This window comes from Gemmatimonadales bacterium (genome assembly GCA_035502185.1).
Lineage (GTDB): Bacteria > Gemmatimonadota > Gemmatimonadetes > Gemmatimonadales > JACORV01 > Fen-1245.
The window spans coordinates 55,264-73,619 of sequence record DATJUT010000015.1 but is presented as its reverse complement, the minus strand read 5'-3'; the positions used below and the strand labels follow the sequence as shown (position 1 = coordinate 73,619).

The 18,356-nt window shown below is 74.3% G+C and carries 12 protein-coding genes; all 12 read right to left on the bottom strand.

The window, feature by feature from the left end; translation table 11 throughout:
- Positions 1-22 precede the first annotated feature (22 nt).
- The 12 genes from VMF70_01810 to VMF70_01755 all read right to left on the bottom strand — a co-directional run bounded on the left by VMF70_01810 (position 23) and on the right by VMF70_01755 (position 18,308).
- Positions 23-589, bottom strand: coding sequence for an outer membrane lipoprotein carrier protein LolA (locus VMF70_01810; GenBank protein HTT66741.1), 567 nt, complete (start codon positions 587-589; stop codon positions 23-25).
- An 89-nt stretch (positions 590-678) separates the two neighbouring features.
- Positions 679-1,716 (bottom strand): 3-deoxy-7-phosphoheptulonate synthase, encoded by a 1,038-nt coding sequence (gene aroF / locus VMF70_01805; GenBank protein HTT66740.1) that lies wholly within the window; start codon positions 1,714-1,716, stop codon positions 679-681.
- 13 nt (positions 1,717-1,729) lie between these two features.
- Positions 1,730-2,494, bottom strand: a complete 765-nt coding sequence (locus VMF70_01800; protein ID HTT66739.1) for a ribonuclease Z — start codon at positions 2,492-2,494, stop codon at positions 1,730-1,732.
- Entirely contained in the window at positions 2,491-4,773 is a 2,283-nt protein-coding gene (locus tag VMF70_01795; GenBank protein HTT66738.1) for a S8 family serine peptidase, read from the bottom strand. Before VMF70_01795 ends, VMF70_01800 begins: the two co-directional genes overlap by 4 nt.
- 1 nt (position 4,774) lies before the next feature.
- Positions 4,775-8,245: an AAA family ATPase gene (locus VMF70_01790; GenBank protein HTT66737.1), complete on the bottom strand. Its 3,471-nt coding sequence runs from the start codon at positions 8,243-8,245 to the stop codon at positions 4,775-4,777.
- The gene (locus VMF70_01785) at positions 8,242-9,762 is read right to left on the bottom strand and encodes an SPOR domain-containing protein (protein ID HTT66736.1); all 1,521 of its coding nucleotides are present in this window, start codon (positions 9,760-9,762) and stop codon (positions 8,242-8,244) included. The genes VMF70_01790 and VMF70_01785 overlap by 4 nt, the downstream gene beginning before the upstream one ends.
- On the bottom strand, positions 9,759-11,312 hold the full coding sequence (locus VMF70_01780) for an SPOR domain-containing protein (GenBank protein ID HTT66735.1): 1,554 nt from the start codon (positions 11,310-11,312) through the stop codon (positions 9,759-9,761). Before VMF70_01780 ends, VMF70_01785 begins: the two co-directional genes overlap by 4 nt.
- Positions 11,313-11,427: 115 nt before the next feature.
- Positions 11,428-14,730, bottom strand: a complete 3,303-nt coding sequence (locus tag VMF70_01775; protein ID HTT66734.1) for a hypothetical protein — start codon at positions 14,728-14,730, stop codon at positions 11,428-11,430.
- Positions 14,727-15,137: a ribosome silencing factor gene (gene rsfS, locus VMF70_01770; GenBank protein ID HTT66733.1), complete on the bottom strand. Its 411-nt coding sequence runs from the start codon at positions 15,135-15,137 to the stop codon at positions 14,727-14,729. The genes VMF70_01775 and rsfS overlap by 4 nt, the downstream gene beginning before the upstream one ends.
- Complete coding sequence (locus VMF70_01765) at positions 15,134-16,975, bottom strand: DegV family protein (GenBank protein ID HTT66732.1); 1,842 nt, start codon at positions 16,973-16,975, stop codon at positions 15,134-15,136. The genes rsfS and VMF70_01765 overlap by 4 nt, the downstream gene beginning before the upstream one ends.
- Before the next feature lie 4 nt (positions 16,976-16,979).
- Complete coding sequence (rplI, locus tag VMF70_01760; GenBank protein ID HTT66731.1) at positions 16,980-17,423, bottom strand: 50S ribosomal protein L9; 444 nt, start codon at positions 17,421-17,423, stop codon at positions 16,980-16,982.
- Positions 17,424-17,435: 12 nt separating this feature from the next.
- Entirely contained in the window at positions 17,436-18,308 is an 873-nt protein-coding gene (locus VMF70_01755) for a DUF2232 domain-containing protein (protein ID HTT66730.1), read from the bottom strand.
- Positions 18,309-18,356: the final 48 nt, after the last annotated feature.

The window sequence follows — 18,356 nt, the reverse complement described above, 5'->3', positions numbered from 1 at the left end:
GCAACGGCAGGGCTCGAGCGTCCTACTCGCTCGCGTCCACCACCCTCACCCCCGCCGGCGGCGTGAAGCGGAAGGCGCTCGCCGGAATCGGGGTATTGACCCGCAGGTGATCGAAGGTGAGGCGCCGCACCGACCCCGACCCCTCCATGATCTCGACGCGCCGCACCAGGCTGTCGGCGCGGTCCACCCAGATCAGCGCCCGCTGGTAGGGGACGCTGGCCTGGCGCGGGACCAGCGCGAGCACGTCGGCCGGCCTGGCGCCGACGGTGTCGGGGCGCACGTAGCTGACGGCGAAGCGGTCACGCGGGTGATCCAGGAACTCCGACACGAAGTCCGCCGACTCGCCCGGCTTCCCGCTCAGGTTGGTCCGCACGGCCTGCTTGGGCGCCGACGAGGGCAGGTAGACCCACAGCACCTTCCCGTCGGCGAGGATCAGGTCGCCGGCGGGCCGGCGCCACCGCATCGCGAAGCGGCCCGGCCGCTGCTGCAGGAATTCGCCGGTCGACGTCTCGTCGCTGCCGAGCATCTGGTCGCGGATGCGCTGCGTGAAGTCGGCGCGCATCGTCGTGGCCCGACCCAGCGCGACCACCGCCCCGTCGAGGAGCGCGCCGGCATCCGGCGCCTGCGCGCCGGGCGGCGCGACAACGAGGGCCGCCAGCCCCAGTGCCGCGGCGAGCTTCAGGTGACCTCCGCGGGCTCGGCGATGCGCCGCCCGATGACCTCGGCGATCGCCCGGGCCTGGCGCATCAACTCCGCGAACTGATCGGGCGCCAGGCTCTGCGCGCCGTCCGACAGCGCGTGCGCGGGGTCGGGGTGCACCTCCACCAGCAGGCCGTCGGCGCCGGCGGCGACCGCGGCCCGCGCCATCGGGATCACCTTGTCCCTCAGGCCCGTGCCGTGGCTCGGGTCGGCGACGATCGGCAGGTGCGAGAGCTTGTGCACCAGCGGGATCGCCGTCAGGTCGAACAGGAATCGGGTGGCGGTGTCGAATCCGCGCACGCCCCGCTCGCACAGGATGACCTGCGGATTGCCCTCGGCCAGGATGTACTCGGCGGCGAGCAGCAGCTCGGTGATGGTGGCGGCGATGCCGCGCTTGAGCAGCACGGGGCGGGCCGTGCGGCCCACCCGCCGCAGCAGCGCGTAGTTCTGCATGTTGCGGGCGCCGACCTGGATGATGTCGGCGTAGCGGGCCACCAGGTCCACGTCCTCGGAGTCCATCACCTCGGTCACCACCAGGAGCCCGGTCTCGTCCCGCGCCTTGGCCAGCAGCTCGAGCCCCCGCTTGCCCAGGCCCTGGAACGAGTAGGGCGAGGTGCGCGGCTTGAACGCGCCGCCCCTGAGGACGACGGCGCCCGCCTCGCGCACCGCGCGCGCCGAGGCGATGATCTGCGCCTCGGACTCCACGGAGCACGGACCCGCCATCACCACCACGTCGTCGCCGCCGATCGCCACGCCTCCCGGCAGCTGGACGACGGTGTTCTCGTTCCGCCACTCGCGCGAGACCTGCTTGTAGGGTTGGGAGACGTGGATGATCTCGAGCACGCCGGGGAGGCCCTCGAGCCGCGAGGCGTCCACCTTCCCGTCGTTCCCCACCAGGCCGACCGCGGTGCGCTGCTTGCCCGGCATCGGGCGGGCCTGGTAGCCCATCTCCTCGATCGCGGCGACGACGCCCTGGATCTCCCCGGCGGTCGCGCCGTGCTGCATGACGATCAGCATCGCGCTTCGCGCCTCACCGCGTCACCTCGAACCGGTCGCCGTCGGCGGCGATCGCCACCGGCCCCCGATAGCGCTGCCCGATCGCGGCGCGCACGTCCACCGCCTCGGTGGGAGGATAGAGGTGGGTCAGCACCAGCCGCGCCGCGCCGGCGTCGGCCGCGAGCCGGCCCACGCTGTCCGGGGTGAGGTGGCCGTCCACCCCCTGGCCGTCGGGGAGCGAGCACTCGGCCAGCAGCAGGTCGCAGCCCTTCGCCCAGCGGGCCAGATCGGGGCTCGGTCCCGTGTCACCCGTGTACACCAGTCGCCCCTCCGGCGCCGAGACGCCGAACGCGACGCTCTCGGGCGTGTGCGGCGTCGGATGCACCTCGAGCATCACGTCGGGGGAGAGCGGGAACGGCTCCCCCGCCTGGAGGTCGAGGATGCCGATGGGATAGCCGGGATCGAGCAGCCAGTCGCCGAACCCCTCGGCCAGGCTCTTCACCAGGCGCACCGTCCCCGCCGGACCGACGATCACCAGCGGCTCCTGGCGCTTGGTGGCGTGGCGCAGCGCGAACAGGAGCGCCGGCAGCTCGCCGAAGTGATCGGGGTGGAAGTGGCTGAGGGCCACGTGGGACACGTGCTCCCACGCCAGACCGCAGCGCGCCAGCCGGTGGGTCGCACCCGAGCCGCAGTCCATCAGCAGGCGGACGTCGCCCCGCTCGACCCAGTGCGCGGGGCCCGAGCGGGTGGCGGACGGGGCCACCGTGCCCGTCCCGACGGTGACCAGCGCGAGCGTCATGGCGCTCCGAGATAGACGATGCGTTTCGTGTTCTGGAAACCCGGTGCCGTCAGCCGATAAAGGTACACTCCGGGGCGGACGTATGCTCCCGTATCGTCCTTGCCGTCCCACGCCAGACGCGTGTCGCAGGTGCCGGCCGCGTCGCCCGACGGCCGGCCGTAGCGGCCGACGTCCAGCGTGCCGGGCACCTGGCTCGACGGGACCAGGCGCCGCACCAGCCGGCCGCGGAGATCGAAGATCTCCAGGCGCACGTCGCCCGGCGTGGCGATGTCGAACCAGATGCAGGTGGTCGATACGCCGAGCCCGCGGTTGGGGAACGGGTTCGGGAAGTTCTGGAACAGGATCGTCGTGGCGGGGGCGCTCTGGTCGAGCAGCAGGAAGGTGCCGCGGCTCGTGGTCACCACCGAGTCGATCGGGCCGAGATGCGCCACGATCTGCCACCGGTAGGGGAGGTTGCGCTCCAGCGGCTGGCTCGGCCGATAGGTGGTGTCGGTGAGGCCGCGGACGGCCACGGCCGGGTTGCCGGGCCCGTCCGAGGCCGGGAACACCGTCAGGTCGAAGGTCAGGGGTCCCGGCGGCGTCGCCGCCAGCGGCGCGTGCCAGGCGAACAGCGGCTGGGAGTCGCGAATGCTCTCGCCGCCGGGCGCGTCGAGCGTGAGCAGCGTGACCCACGGCGGAACGACCAGCGGCCCGATCCTGTGGATCGCCTCCGAGGTCCCCAGCGCCGAGCGCGCGGTGAGCCTCCAGAACAGCCGGGTGAGCGGCTGGGGTGCGCGCGTCAGGGTAACCGCCGATCCGGTGGCGGTGGTGTCCAGGATGATCGTGGCGAACCCGGTATCGACGGCGACTTGGAGCTCGAACGTGTCCGGCGACGAGCCGAACGGTGGCGTTCCGGCGTCCCAGCTGAACGTGGGAGTGATGGAGGCGAGGTTCGAGTCGAGGGGCGCCAGCGGCTCCAGGCCAGTCGGGAAGGCCAGCAGCTTGAGCGCGTCGGGGATGCCCCAGCCGTGGTTGTTGTCCGGGGTGTCGCGCAGGCTCGCGGCGTCCAGCAGGCCGCGTCTCAAGGCGCTGGCCGGCTGGCCGAGCCTGGTGCCCTGGGCCAGGGCCGCGATCCCCGCCACCAGCGGCGTGGCGAACGACGTCCCGGATTCCTGGGCAATGCTGCTGGGCGCGACGGCGACGAAGACGGCCGAGCCGGGCGCCACCACCTCGGGCTTGATGCGGCCGTCGGCGGTGGGGCCGCGCGAGCTGAACGCGACCACCTGGGCGAGCGAGTCGGTCGCGCCGACCGCGACGATGCCCCGGGCGTCGGACGGCGTGCTCAGCGTGCCGGACGACGGGCCGCTGTTCCCGATCGCCACCACCACCAGCGTGCCGCGCGCCGCGGCGCTGTCCGCCGCCAGCGTGGTGACGCCCACGTCGCCGTTGAGCTGCTGGTAGGAGTAGCTGAAGCCGTTGTCGAAGCTGAGGTAGCCCAGGCTCGAGGAGATGATGTCGACGCTGAGCGACTCGGCCGCCTCCACCGCGGCGACCCAGTTGTCCTCCTCGACGCGCGTCTCGGTCGGCGTGTACTCGGTGGTGGCGAGGACGAACTGCGCCGCCGGCGCCGCTCCGACGAGCACCCCGGGGCGATGGGCGGCGATCAGCGAGAACGTCGCGGTGCCGTGCGCGCGCCCCGTGGGGTCGGGCTGGTTGACGTAGTCACGCAGCGCCACGACGTGCGCGCCGCTGACGAAGGCCTGCGAGGTGTCGACTCCGGCGTCGAGCATCGCGATGCGGACGCCGGCGCCGCTGTCGCCCAGCGCGTGCACCGCCGGGATGTCGAGCTGGCGCGCCGCCCAGCCTCCCGGGCCGTAGGTGGTGTCCAGCGGCGCGGCGGGCCGCAGCGGGGCGGCACACGACGGCTTCGCGCACGGCGCCGCGGCCCGGGCGGCGGCGGCCGCGCCGCGCGGCTCCGGCCGGCGGAAGTAGACCCCCACGGCCTGGACCCGCCGCACGCCGGGTGCGACGGCCAGGGCGGGCAGCGCCGCGCCCGGCACCGCGGCGGACACGGCCCAGACGAACCGGCTGGTCCGCCGGACGGAGCCGCCGGCGCGGCGCACCAGCGCCGCGAGGGTGTCGAGGTCGGTGGCGCGGTCCGCGATGACCCACACCAGCACCGTCGTGTCGGGGCGGGTCCAGGCGCGGGCGAGACGCGGCGAGACGGTGCGGGGGACCTGGGCGACGGCCGCGCCGGCGGCCACGAGCAGCGACAGCAGCGCGAGTCCGGCGCGCGGCACGTCAGGCGGCCTGGGTTTCGCCGCCCAGCCGCACCGACACGACGCTGGAGACGCCGGGTTCCTGCATCGTGACCCCGTACACCGCGTCGGCCACGGCCATCGTTCTCGGATTGTGCGTGATCACGACGAACTGCGTGTTGCCCTTGAACTCCTCGAGCAGGCGCGTGAACCGGCCGATGTTGGCGTCGTCCAGCGGCGCGTCCACCTCGTCCAGCACGCAGAACGGGCTCGGCTTGGTGAGGTAGATGCCGAACAGCAGCGCCAGCGCCACCAGCGATCGCTCGCCCTGGGAGAGCAGGTGGATGCGCTCGGTGCGCTTGCCGCGCGGCTTCGCGACGATCTCGATCTCGGACTCCAGCGGGTCGGTCTCGTCCACCAGGAACACGTCGCACGAGCCGCCGCCGAACAGTGTCCCGAACACCCGCTGGAAGTTGGCGCGTGCCCCACCGAAGGTGGCGGTGAAGCGTTCCCGCGCCACCGTGTCCAGCTCGCGCACGCTCTGCTGGAGCGAGTTGCGGGCGGCGAGGATGTCGTCGCGCTGGGTCACGAGGTGCTCGAGCCGCCGCTTCTCGTCGGCGTGCTCCTCGACCGCGAGCGGATTGACGGGGCCCAGCGCCTCGATCTGGGTCCGGATCTCGTCGGCCTCGGCCCGCAGCGCGGCCTCGTCGCCGGCCACGTCGGCCGGCTCGGCCAAAATCTGGTCCAGGCCCTTGCCCCATTCCGCGCTCAGCCGCTCGTCCAGCAGCCGCCGGGATCCCGTGAGCTCGCTCGCCTCCAGCTCCAGGCGGTGCGACTCGTCGGACAACGCGGCCACGTGCTCGCGTGCCGCGGCGACCTCCGCCTCGGCGTCGCGCAGCGCCAGCTCGGCCGCCGCCAGCGACTCCGCCGCGGTCACCGACGCCCGTTCCAGCTCCGCGAGCGCCGCGCGCCGCTCCACCAGCTCCTCCTGCCAGGCCGCCCGCTGGCCGTCGAGGGTTCCGATCTCGGCCTCGAGCGCGACCTGCTCGGCCCCCAGGCTGTCCCCGCGGTCGGTGAAGTCCCGGGCCGCGCCGGCGCTGCGCTCCTCGCGCTCGAGGGCCGCCGAGAGCCGGGCGCCGACCTGCGCCTCCTCGACCTGCCAGTGGACGCGACGCTCCCGCGCCGCCTCGTGCTCGTTCTCGGTCTCGGTGACCCGCGAACGCTCGGCGGCGAGCGCGCCGTCCAGCCGTACCCGCTCCAGCTCCGCCGCCGACAGCCCCTCGTCCACCTCCACGAGCCGCTGCTGCACGATCCCCAGGCGATCCGACAGCCGGTCGTGGAGCGCGCGCTCGGTGGCCAGGTCGCGCTCCACGTGCGCCAGCTGGCGCCGGGCGTCGTCCGCCTCCGCCGCGGCGTGGCGCTCCTCGCCACGGGCGAGCTCCACGGCCGCTTCGGCGTCGGCCGCCTCGGCCTGGCGCAGCTCCAGCCGTCCGGCAGCGGCCTCGAGCGCGCGGTCCTGCTCGGCGAGCGCGTCGGCGAGCCGGCCCGTGTCGTCGCGCAGCGCCTCGAGCTCGGCCCGGCGGCGCAGCGGCCCGACCGCGTCCGACGGCCCCGGCAGGAACACCGCGCCGTTGGCGCGAATGACCGCGTCGCCGGCGGGCGCGAACGGCCGCGCGCCGGCCAGCAGCGCCCGCACCCAGCGGTCGGCCGGTCCGCCGCCGGCCGTCTGGGCGGTCGGCTCGCCGGCGTCGGGACCCGTGGGTCCCGGCTCGAGCGGCAGGAGGAGGAGCGGGCCGGTACCCGCGTCCCGGTGCCAGGCGTGGATCTGGTCGCAGGCGGCCAGCGAGGCCACCACCACCGCGTGCATCCACTCGCCCAGCACGTGCTCGGCGAGCGCGGCGTCCTCCCGCCGCACGTGGACGTAGTCCGCGAGCGGCCCCAGCACCGCGCCCCCGAAGCGGTCGCGCGCGCCCAGGAGCGCGGCCGCCGCCGGGGCCAGCCCGACCCGGTCGCGCTCCAGCTGCTCGAGCGCGCCCCGGCGCGCGGTGGCCTGCGCGAGCGCCTCCTCGGTGGCCCGGCGCTCGGCCCGGAGCCGTGCCTCGTGCTCCCGCGCCTCCGCGAGCGCGTGCCGCGAGCGGTCCGCCTCCAGTCCGAGGGACACCAGCCGCTCGGCCAACTGCCCGTGGCGGGCCTCCGCCGCGGACGCCTGGCCCAGGGCGACGTCGCGATCCCGCGTCAGCGCCGCCCGACGCGCCTCGGCGGCGGCCAGCTCCGGGCGCAGATCCGCCATCTCCCGCTCCAGTGCCTGACGCTCGCCGTCCAGACGCCGGATCCCCTCCGCCTGCTGCTGCAGCGCTTCCTCCAGGCCCCGCAGCTCCGCGCGCTGCTCGGCCAGGCGCGTCCGCGTGGCCTCCTCGGCCGCGAGCCGCGCGTCGAGCTCGGCCTGCACGGCCGAGCGGTCCCGCTCCGCCGCCTGGCGCTCCGCCGACGCCGCGTCGCGCTCCCGGGTGACCCGGACCGCCGAGGCCTGCGCGTCGCTCCGCTCGGCCAGGGCGCGCTCGCGCCGCGCCGCCGCGTTGGCCCGCCGCTCGGCCGCCAGCGCCACGTCGCCCTCGAGCGCGCTCACCGCCAGACGGCTCTCCCCCACGCGGCGCTCGACCTCGCTGCGCTGCGCCTCCGCGCCGGCGCGAGCCTCGGCCGCCGCCTCCCGCGCCGTCTCCAGCTCGGCCTGCCGCCGCCGCTCGTCGGGCAGCTCGACCGCCAGCGCCGCGCGCCGCTCCGAGACCAGCCGCAACGCCGCGTCCACGGTCGCCACGTCGAGACGCGCCAGCGCCGCCACCAGCTGGTAGCGCCGCGCCACCAGCTCGGCGTGGCGCTCCGAGCGCCGGCGCTGCCGCGACAGGCTGCGCACCCGCGACTCCACCTCGACCACCACCTGCTCCAGCTGCGCGAGGTCCGTCGTGGTCTCCTCGAGCCGCCGCTCCGTGCTGCGCCGGCGCTCGCGGTACAGCCCCAGGCCGGCCGCCTCCTCGAACAGCGCGCGCCGGTCGTCCGGGCGGTCGGAGAGCAACGCGTCCACCATCCGCGCTTCGATCACCACCGCCTGGTTCGTCCCGAGCCCCGTGCCCGCCAACTTCGCCAGCAGCTCGCGGCGCGTCACCGGCGCCTGGTTGATGAAGTACTCGGACTCACCGGAGCGGGAGACACGCCGGCCCAGCACCACCTCGACGAAATCGAGGTCGATCAGCCGGTCGCTGTTGTCGAAGTGCATCGAGACTTCGGCGATGTTCTGCGCCCGCCGGCCGGCGGACCCCTGGAAGATGACCTCCTCCATCCGCGCGCCCCGCAGCACCCGCGGGTTGTGCTCCCCGAGGACCCAGCGCACGGCGTCGGAGATGTTCGACTTCCCGCACCCGTTGGGGCCGATCACCGCGGTCACGCCGGGATCGACGAGAACCTCGACGGTGTCGGCAAAGGACTTGAATCCGGCCAGCTCGAGACGGCGCAGCTTCATGGACGGTATCCCACGCGCGGGACGAGCTGGCCCGCGCTCCGGGTGGATGCCAGCAGGGTGTCGAGGTACGCGGCCTGCACGGCCGACGCGAAGGCGCCGGTGTACAGCCGGAACGAACCGTCGGCCTGGCCGAGCACGAACGCGGCGATCCCGGCGTCGCGCAGCCGGGCGCGCTCGGCCCGCGCTGCGGCGAGCGTCGCGACCCGCCGCAGGGCGAACGACAGCGGCGCCAGGACCGTGCTCGCGGAGCTGCTGCCGTCGAGCCCGGCGCCGCGCACCGCGCGCAGCAGCGAGTCGGCGGCATCCTGCGTCGCCACCGGGCCGGCGTACACGCGATACCAGCGCGCCCGGTCCACGTAGAGCGGCGAGACCATCGGCACGAAGCCGCGGGCCTCGACGGTATCCGCATCCTCGAGCGCCTGGCTGAAGTTCGTCCACGCCGCCACCTGCACGGCGAACGGGAGGGAATCCACGCCGTGTGGCACCAGGGCGCGGGGTCCGGGAACCATCCGCGCGGGCAGCTCGGCCGGCTCCGGCGGAACCGGCGCCTGCTCCCAGCCGAACTGCCGGCGGTACGCGTAGACGCCCGCGGCCAGCGCCAGCACCAGGCCGAGGGCGAACAGGTTCTTGCGGTGGCGGGACCACCGGCCGGTCGCGTGCCGCCGCATCAGCGGCTGGCCCAGCCGTCCGCCCGGCACCACCAGCTCCTCGTCTCCCCCCTCGAACCCGTCGTCCGCGGGTCCGCGCGGGAAGGTCGCGGGCCCCTCGTCGGCCGGGCCTTCCACCGCGAAATCGGGGATCCCGGCGTCGTTCACCGGGGCCGCGTACTCCGCGACGCCCTCGGCCGCCTCGGCACCCACCCACGCGGCCCCGGTCTCGGCCGCCGGCCCGCCCCGGCCGAACGGCGGAGCGGCGTACCCGCCGTCGGATGGGGCCGGCGCCGTGCCGGTGGTGTCCGTGAAGGTCCCCAGCAGCGGGATGCCGCGGTCCAGCGCGGCCTGGATCTCGGGCGTCGCGGCCAGCCCGTCATCGGCGCCGGGTGCGAGCGCGACGAGCCCGTCCACCGGCGTGGCCAGCACGTTGATGCAGCTGGGCGGCAGGAACAGCAGCATCACCGCGTCCTCGTGCCGGAATCCCGCCGAGAGGCGGGCCCAGCGCGGGCGAGCCATCAGGTCCTCGGGGCTCGGGGAGAACGTGCCCGCCGGCACGAAGAACAGGGTGCCCTCCGGCTGCGCCCGCGCGATGCGGGACAGCGAGGCGCCGTACTCGAACACGTCCACGATCCCGTCGCCGTTCGGCTCGCCGGTGACGCTGTGCAGCCGCGGTGCGTCGACGTAGCAGTCGATGAGCGCCACCCGCCGGCCCGTGCGGGCCGCGCGGCGGGCGAACTCCCAGGCCGCCTCCGCGGCGCGGTCCACGTCGTCGGTGGCGGGGACGAGCGTGACGACGGCCGCGTCGCGCGGGATCTCGGGTGCGCTCCAGGGGTCCAAGGGCGCGGCCTGCTCGGGCGGCCTCATGGCGCGGAGGGACCTCCCGGTCCCCGCCCGGTGATCCAGTACGGCCGGCCGAGGGTCCGGGCGGCCGAGTCGGCGGACGAGCGCGTGCCATACGGCCCGATCAGCACCCTCCAGCTCTCCGTCGGCGACAGGGGACTCGCGACGTGGGAGGCGTAGCCGGCCCGCGCCAGCTCGGCCGCGAGCTCCCGGGTCTGCCGCTCGTTCTGCGACGCGGACACCTGCACCCAGAACTCGGCGGCACGCTCGCCCGTCGCCGGCGCCCCGGGCTCCGCCTGCTCGGGGGCAGGCGCGGGCGCCGCCGCCGGCGTGGCCGGTCTGGAGGCGGCGGGAGCGTTCGGAGCCGGACCCGAGGGCGGGCCCGCGACGGGCGGGGCGGGGCGCACGGCGATGGCGGGCGCGGCCGCCGCCGGCTCCGTGGCGGCCCGTCGGGCCTCCTGTCGCGCCGCGACGATGGCGGACGAGGGCTTCCAGCGCCCGAGGAACCAGAGGTCCCCGGCGCCGTCGGCCACCGCGCCCAGCGAGTCGAGCGAGCGCACGTCGTGCGCGACCACCGCCCGCCCCTCGCGCGAGAGGAGCACGCCACCCTCCGACACGGTCGGCAGGTCGCTGGACCACTGGGTGCTCAACCGCCCGGCGACGCGACCGCTGGCGACGCCCACAACCCAGGTGTCGCCCGGCCGGTCCGCCGGCCTGACCATCACCACGCGGCCCCACGGGTCCATGCGCAGGTCCGACGCGGGTCCAGGCAGCGGGATCGTCGGCCGCTCCTTGCGCTGGAAGCGGTCCACCACGGCCAGCTCGCTCTTGTCCTTGAGGGCGACGTACACCCGGTAGCCCGACGGGGCGAACGCCGCGGCCACCGGCGAGCCGGCGAGGCGCACGAACCACGGATGCCACTGGTCGCGGTCCTCCGCCACCACGAGGCCCGAGTCCGTGGCGAACGCGATCGCGTCGCCGTCGCGGCTCCCCGCCACGGCCGCCGTGCGGGGGACCGGCACCGCGACCGGCGGCTCCGGGTCGCGGGCGAGCGAGATCAGGGAGTCCCTGCGGACGACGATCAGCCTGGAATCGGGGCCGGCGAACGCATCGCGCACGCCGCCGCCGACGGTGGCGGGCCAGCGCTGGATTCCCCAGGGCTCCGACTCCACGACGCCGCCGTCCGGGGTGACGACGAGCAGCGTGCCGTCGGTCGCGAGGGCGGTGAAGCGGCCGCCCGTGGCCACGGTCTTCTGCAGCAGCGCCACCAGGTCGAGTGCGTCAATCGCGCCGCTGCTGTCGCGGTAGAGCAGCCGGCGCCCGGCGGCGTCGACCCCGATGGCCGCACGGGCCGGCGAGGTGCGCGCGCCGGTCTGCCACTCCGCGGGCGCGAGGCTCGGCAGGCTGTACACGCGGACCGGGCCGCCCCTCGCGGCCAGCCGGACCGCGACGATGGGGATGGCCCGCGGCCCCTCGGCCGGTTGCTGGCTCGAAGGTTCGTTGCCTGGGGTGCCGCCGGACTGTCGGCCGGAGCACGCCGTCGCGAGCAGGATCAGCGAGAGAAAGCGTTTCAACAGACACCAAAACTAGTCGCCGGGGGCGGCGCGGCAATGGCTGCGCCGGCCTCGACCGGGGCCGCGCCGCGCGGGGCGGGGGAGGCCCGCCGCGGCCGATCGCCCGGGGGGCCGGCTAGAACGGCGGCCCGAGGCTGAGCATCCAGTAGCCGCCGTGACCCGGCCGCTGGTTCGGGATCGCGTAATCCACGCGAACGACCGCGATGCCCAGCACGTTCACGCGGAGCCCCACGCCATAGCTGGTGAGCGGCACCCGCACGGCGTTCGGGTCGGCGTCCGCCGGCCGCGACCAGCGCACGGACGAGTTGCTGTTCCAGGCGATCCCCGCGTCGTACCACAGCGCGCCCTCGATGGGCGGGAAGCCGACCGGCAGGAACCCCAGGGTGAGGTTCCGCACCAGCTGGAAGCGGAACTCCGCGTTGAACACGGCGATCCGCGACCCGATCAGCTGGTCGACCTCCGGACATCCGGTCGCCGAGGGGATGCTGGCCCGCGAGGCCGTGCACATGGACGCGTCGTACGACCCGAAGGTGTAGCCGCGCACCAGGTCGGTGGAGCCGAGGTAGTTCGGGAACAGGTCGCCGTCGCGCCCGAACCGGCCCAGCATCAGCAGCCGGGTGGCGAAGGTGAACGGGTACTTGATCAGGTCGTAGCGGCGGTAGTCGCCGAGGAGCTGGGTGTAGCGCCAGTTCCCGAAGACGGGCGAGACCTCGAACCGGTAGCGCTGCCCGAAGAAGGGGCTGGTGTAGCCGAACAGGGAGTTGTCGTAGACCAGCGCCAGCGACGGCTGCACCAGGTTGAGGCTGCCGCCTTCGCTGCTGCTGTCCGAGTACCCGACCGCCTGCCCGGTGTTCGGATCGACGGCCGTCTCGAGGGTCAGCGTGGCAAGACCGACGTTGGTGTACCGCAGGCCGAATTCGAGGCGCCGGAACCGGTTCAACGGGTAGTAGGCGTCGGCGAACGCGCTCCGGAGCACCAGGCGCTGCACCTGCTCACTCAGCAGATCGGTGCCTCCGGGGCCGGCACCCGCGGTGTACGCGGAGTTCACGTAGTAGTACAGCGGCTGCTGCTGGAAGCCGAGATCGTAGTTCACGCGGTGGCCCTGGTCGAGGTACGCGGCGAGGACCTGGGCCTCCGAGATCCGTCCGTTGACGGCGCCGGAGAAGATGAGCGACTGGTTCCCGAGGATGTCCGACAGCTCGATCGCGGTGCCGCCGAAGACGCCCCGCCCGAAGTTGTCCCGCGTGTAGCCGATGGTGGGCCGGCTCACGTAGTCCGGCGTGAAGCGCACCCGGTAGGTGTGCAGGCCGAAGCTGGCCGTGTCGGGCAGGGCGAGCGTCGCACTGTCGAGCAGGGCGGCGACCGACAGGGGCTGGGCCGCGGCGCTGTCGGCGCGCGTCGGGCGCGCGTCCGAGGGCCGGAACTCGCCGCCCGAGCGGTAGATCGAGGTCGAGACGCCGGCGGGCGGCGGGCTCGGGGCGGTCGGAGGCTCGGCCGGCCGGGCGGGAGCTCCGGACGGCGCCTCCCCCAGCCGGGCGAGCGCGGCGTCGCTGACCGGCGCCGGGTGGGCGCCCTCGGCCACGGCGACGTCGCTTCTCAGGGGCAGGGCGCTCGCGTTCGCCAGGGCGATCCAGTCGGGCTGGGGCTCTCGGTACGGCGCCTTCTTCAGGGACCGCGGGTTGTCGATGGCGTAGACGTCGTAGTCGCCGTTCTGGTAGTAGGTGAGGAGCATCCGGTCGGCGCCGCTCGCCCACGAGATGGCGGGCGAGAGATCGGTGATCCCCGTGATGCCGGTGTAGGCGTTGGTCAGCTGGTAGAGGGCCCCGTCCCCCAGGTCGTACAAGAAGACGTTGTCGATCCCGGACCGGTCGGAGACGAACGCGAGCGAGCGGCCGTCGGGCGCCCAGACCGGATTGATGTTCTTGCCCCGGTCCATGCCCGGGAGCACGCGGATCGAATCGCCGTCGAGGTAGTACAGCCCGATCCGCAGGTTGCCGAAGCGGAGGATGCCGAAGTCGGTGTCCGGCCCCCGGTCGGTCGTGAAGGCGATGGCACGGCCGTCGGGCGACCAGGACGGCATCAGGTCGGCAAACCGGTCGGCGGTCAGGCGCCGCAGGTTCTGGCCGTCCGCGTCCACGACGTACAGGTCGGACCAGCCGCCGTCGTAGCCGGTGAAGGCGATCTGCTTGCCGTCGGGCGACCAGGTCGGGTCGGTGATCCCGTCCACGTCGAGGCGGTACTGCCCCACGATGCGGTCGTGCGGCACGTCGAGCACGACCAGGTTGTCCTGCCCGCCGCTCTTGGCGGCGAACGCGTACTCGGTGCCGTCGGGCGACCAGGCCCCGGTGGAGTTGATGAACCGCAGGGTCTCGAAGTTGGGGTTGATGGACGAGCGCACCAGGCGCCGCAGGACGCGTCCGGAATCGGCGTCGGCGAGGTACAGGTCCACGAAGAAGAAGTCGCGCTCCGACAGGTAGGCCACCTCGCGGCCGTCGGGCGAGATCTGCGGCGAGACGTGGAGGGAGCCCTTCGCCGTCTTCTCGGTCAGCAGCGCCCGCGCGAAGTGCCGCGCGCGCTGGTGATCGGCGAGCTGCGGCAGGTACATGGTCTGGACCGCGTCGCGCCAGTCCTCGGAGAACTGCTCCAGCGACTCGCCCAGCACCCGCCGGAACGCCTTGTCGATGCCGCCGGACATCACGCCGTGGAGGATGGCGCCGATGGCCTCGTCGCCCCAGCGCTGGCCGATGTACGCCCAGATGGAGTGGCCGAACCGGTACGGGAAGATGCGCGGGTCGTAGGTCAGCTGCTCGATGGTCGGGAGGTTGCCCTCGACCGCCGCGTCCCGGAGCCACATCGCGGTGTGCGGATCCACCGGGCCGATCGAGAGGTACTCGGCCATTCCCTCCATGAACCACAGCGGCGGGTTGATCTGGCCGAGCGCCTGGAGCCCGGCGCCGGGGTGCCCGTGGCTGAACACGTCGAACTGGAACGCGTGCACCATCTCGTGCTGCAGCACGTGCGCGAAGTCCGCGTACGAGCCCGTGAACGGCACGACCATCCGGTGCTTGTAGGGCTCCGTGAAGCCGCCCGTGCCTTCGCCGACGTCGCCCTCGGTGGCATTGGTCTGCTGGAAGTCGGACGAGGAGGCGTACAGGAGCAGCGGCTTGCGCTCGATCCACTGCTGCTGGAGGATGCGCGACAGCCGGGCGTAGGCGCGCTCGGCCATCCGGGCGCCGTCCAGCGCGGCGGCGCGCTCGCGCCCGTAGAAGTAGACGTCGAAGTGCTGGGTCGCGATGACCTGCCAGTGGAAGCTGCCGTACTGGACCTTGTTCTGGCCGAAGTACTGCGCCCGGCCGTCCGCCGGCCGGAGGACGACGGCGCCGAGCACGAGCAGGGCCACCGCGAGGGTGCGCTTCATCGCCGCTCCTCTCCGCCGGTCATCGCGCGCTGCGGGGCATCGGCCCACAGGCCCTCCAGCTGGTAGAACTCCCGCAGCGCCGGGTGGAAGACGTGCACCACGAAGTCCACGAAATCCAGCAGCACCCAGCGGCCCCCGGCGAGCCCCTCGATGTGGTGGGCCCGCACGCCGCGCTCCCGCAGGTCCTCCAGCACGTGCTCGGCGATCGCGCGGACGTGGGTGTCCGAGGTGCCGGAGACCACCACGAAGTAGTCCGTCGCGTCGCTCAGCTTGCGGAGGTCGAGCACCACGCCGTCCAGCGCCTTGCGGTCGGCGCATGCCGCCTCGACCCACGCGAGCGCGTCAGCCTCGGCGGGGCGCGGGGGCCGGTGCCGGGCCGGGCGTCGCGCCGGTCTCCTCCCCGTCATAGCCTGCCGGAGGAGGAAAGGTTCCCGTCGCGGGCGCCGTCCTCGACCTGATAGAACACGCCCCACGCGCCGGGACCCACGTGCGCCCCCAGCACCCCCGTGACGGGCGCGACCAGCACCTCGAGAGGCCGGTAGCGCTCGGCCAGGGCGCGGCGCACCCGCTCCGCCAGCTCCGGCGTGTCCGCGTGCGCGACCGCGAGCCGCAGGCGCACGCGCGTCGGAGGCAGCACAGCGTCCAGGAGCCGGCACACGCGGTCCAGCAGCGCCGCCTGTCCGCGCACCCGTCCCGCCGCCACGACCTTGCCGTCGTGGTCGAGCGAGAGGATCGGCTTCATGTCGAGCAGCCCCCCGAGCCAGGCCTGCACGCGGGACACGCGGCCGCTGCGCAGCAGGTACTGGAGCGTGTCCACCGTGCAGTACATCCCCGACCGGTCGCGGACCCGCTCCAGCTCGCGTGCGATGGTCGCGGCGTCCCAGCCCGCCTCGGCGAGCTCCGCGCCCCGCAGGGCCAGCAGGCCGATGCCGAACGACGCACTCCGACTGTCCACCAGGTGGATGCCGCCCGCCGCGAACGAGCGCCGGGCCGCCTCCGCGTTGGCGTAGGTGCCGGACAGCGCGGACGACAGCAGCACGGCCACCACGCCCTCGGCCTCGGCTCGGGCGTGCTCGAACGCCGCCAGGAACTGCGCCGGCGACGGCTGGCTGGTGGTGGGCGGGGGCCCGCCGCCGCGGAGCCGCCGGTAGAACTCCCCCGGCGCCAGCTCGACGCGGTCGAGCAGGACCTCGTCGCCGAACAGCACCTGCAGCGGCACCAGGGCGATGCCGTACCGGTCGAGCACGGTGTCGGGGAGATCGCAGGCGCTGTCGCAGACGATGGCGACCCGCTTGACGGCCGTCGTCAGCAGCCGGTGCTGCTCCCGCATGTCGTCGGCCTTCCGCGTGACCACCTCGCCCCAGCCCTCGGCGATCCGGAAGACCGCGGCCGCGTCGTCGGTGTGGATGTGCACGCGCAGCAGGTCCGCCGCCCTCAGGGCCAGCAGCGAGCCGCCGAGCGGCGCGAGCGCCACCCGGGCGTCGGCCGAGCCGGGGAGGCGGTCGCCCTTCACCAGGACCTCGGTGCAGAAGCGGTAATCCTGCTCGGCGGCCACCGCGGCGACGGCCGCCGGCGCCAGCGCCACATCGGCGGGCGGCGGCAGCTCGGCGGCGTGCATCCCCTTTTCGATGAGGCGCACCACGCCCTCGAGCATGCGCACGAAGCCCTTGCCCCCGGCGTCCACGACGCCCGCCTCCTTGAGCACGGGCAGCTGCTCCGGCGTGCGCTGCAGGGCTTCGTCGGCGTGGGCCAGCGTGGCGCGGAGCATCGGGACGATGTCGGTGTGCTCGCTCGCACCGCGCTCGGCGCCCCGGGCCGCTTCCCGGGCGACCGAGAGGATGGTGCCCTCCACGGGCTTCTCGAGCGCCTCCTGGAGCCGCTCGAAGCCGCGCCGGATGGCCGCCGCCAGCTCGTGGGTGCGGACCTGCATGCGCTGGCCGATGCCCTCGCTGAAACCGAGCAGGAAGTGCGAGAGCATCATGCCCGAGTTGCCGCGGGCGCCGCGGACCGACGCCTCGGCGGCGGCGCGGGTGACCTCGGGCAGCTGCGGTGCGTCGCCGAGCCGGTGCAGGGCGTCGGCGATGGAGCGGACGGTGTGGGTGAAGTTGGTGCCGGTGTCGCCGTCCGGCACCGGGTAGACGTTGATGCGATTCAGCTCGTCGCGCCCTGCCACGACCCACGCGGCGGCCGCCAGCAGCGATCGCCGCAGGCGACGGCCGTCCAGGTAGCCGATCGCCGTGCCCACGTCGCTACTCCTTGACCACCCAGACGCGGACTTCGGGCTTCACGTCGGCGTGCAGGCGGATCGGCACCTTGTACACGCCCAGCGTCTTGATCGGGTTCTCGAGCTCCACGGCCTTGCGGTCCACCGCCAGGCCCTCGGCGGCGAGGCGCTCGGCGATGTCGCCGGCGGTGACCGAGCCGAACAGCTTGTCCCCCTCGCCCGCCTTCATGGTGAACGACAGCGAGACGGTCTCGAGCCGCGTCGCGAGGTCGCGCGCGCTGGAGACTTCGGCCGCCACCTTCCGGTCCCGCTGCCGCTGCTCGGCCCCGAGCCGGCGGCGGTTGCCGTCGGTGGCCAGGTAGGCCAGCCCGCGCGGCAGCAGGAAGTTGCGCGCGTAGCCGTCCTTGACGGTCACGACCTCGCCGGCGCGCCCGAGCTTCTCGACGTCCTCGCGGAGAATCACGTCCATGGCAATCGTCCCCTAGGGTTTGCCGGCGGCGCGCGCCAGGCGCAGCCGCCAGTCGACCAGCGTGTCGGTGAGTCCCAGCACGAGCAGCGCCGGCGCGAGGATCCACCACAACAGCACGGTGCCGAGCAGCACGACGGCCGAGGCCAGCAGCCCGGTGAAGCGCGCGGCGACCGCCACGGCCGCCAGGACGGCGACGCCCCGCACCAGGTACAGGCCGCCGAAGAACAGCAGCAGGTTGCCGCCCATGGCCCGCGCCCAGCCGAGCCGCGGCAGCAGCACGGCGACCAGCGACAGCGCGACGCCCCAGATCAGGTGGTCGTTGAAGCGGAAGCCGGCCAGCGCGCCCAGCGGCTCACCGCGTGGCGCGCGGGCGATACGGTGGTAGAGGGCCCACGCCAGAGCCTGCGCGGCGAGCGACTGGAGCAGCACGACCCCGGGCAGGAAGCGGCTCAGCACGCGCACGAACGCCAGCAGGGACTCGTTGACCGACTCGCGGGCCGGAGCGCCGACCGGGGCGACCAGGTCGACCAGGGACCGGGCGGGCGGGAAGAAGTGCTGCTCCGCGACGCCGGCCACTTTCCCCCAGGACAGGTGGGTGACGACCATCAGCGCGGCGGCCGCTCCGCCGGCCAGCCCGAGCGCGAGGAGGCTGGTCGTGACCCAGCTGCGCCCGCCCGTGATCACCGCGATCGCGACGGCGGCCGTGAGCAGCACGACCCAGGCGCGCTCGAGCTGCTCGAACTCGTCGGCCGGGCCCCAGCACAGCGCCAGGGTCACCAGCACGCAGGCCGCGGCGTACGCCAGGTCGCGGCGGGCCGACGGCTGCAGCGCCAGGTACACGGCGAGCGGCGCGGCCACCAGCGCGACCGGGGAGACGAGCGCGATCCCGAAGAAGTAGCTCAGCGCCCCCAGGATCAGCGGCCGGAGCTTCGG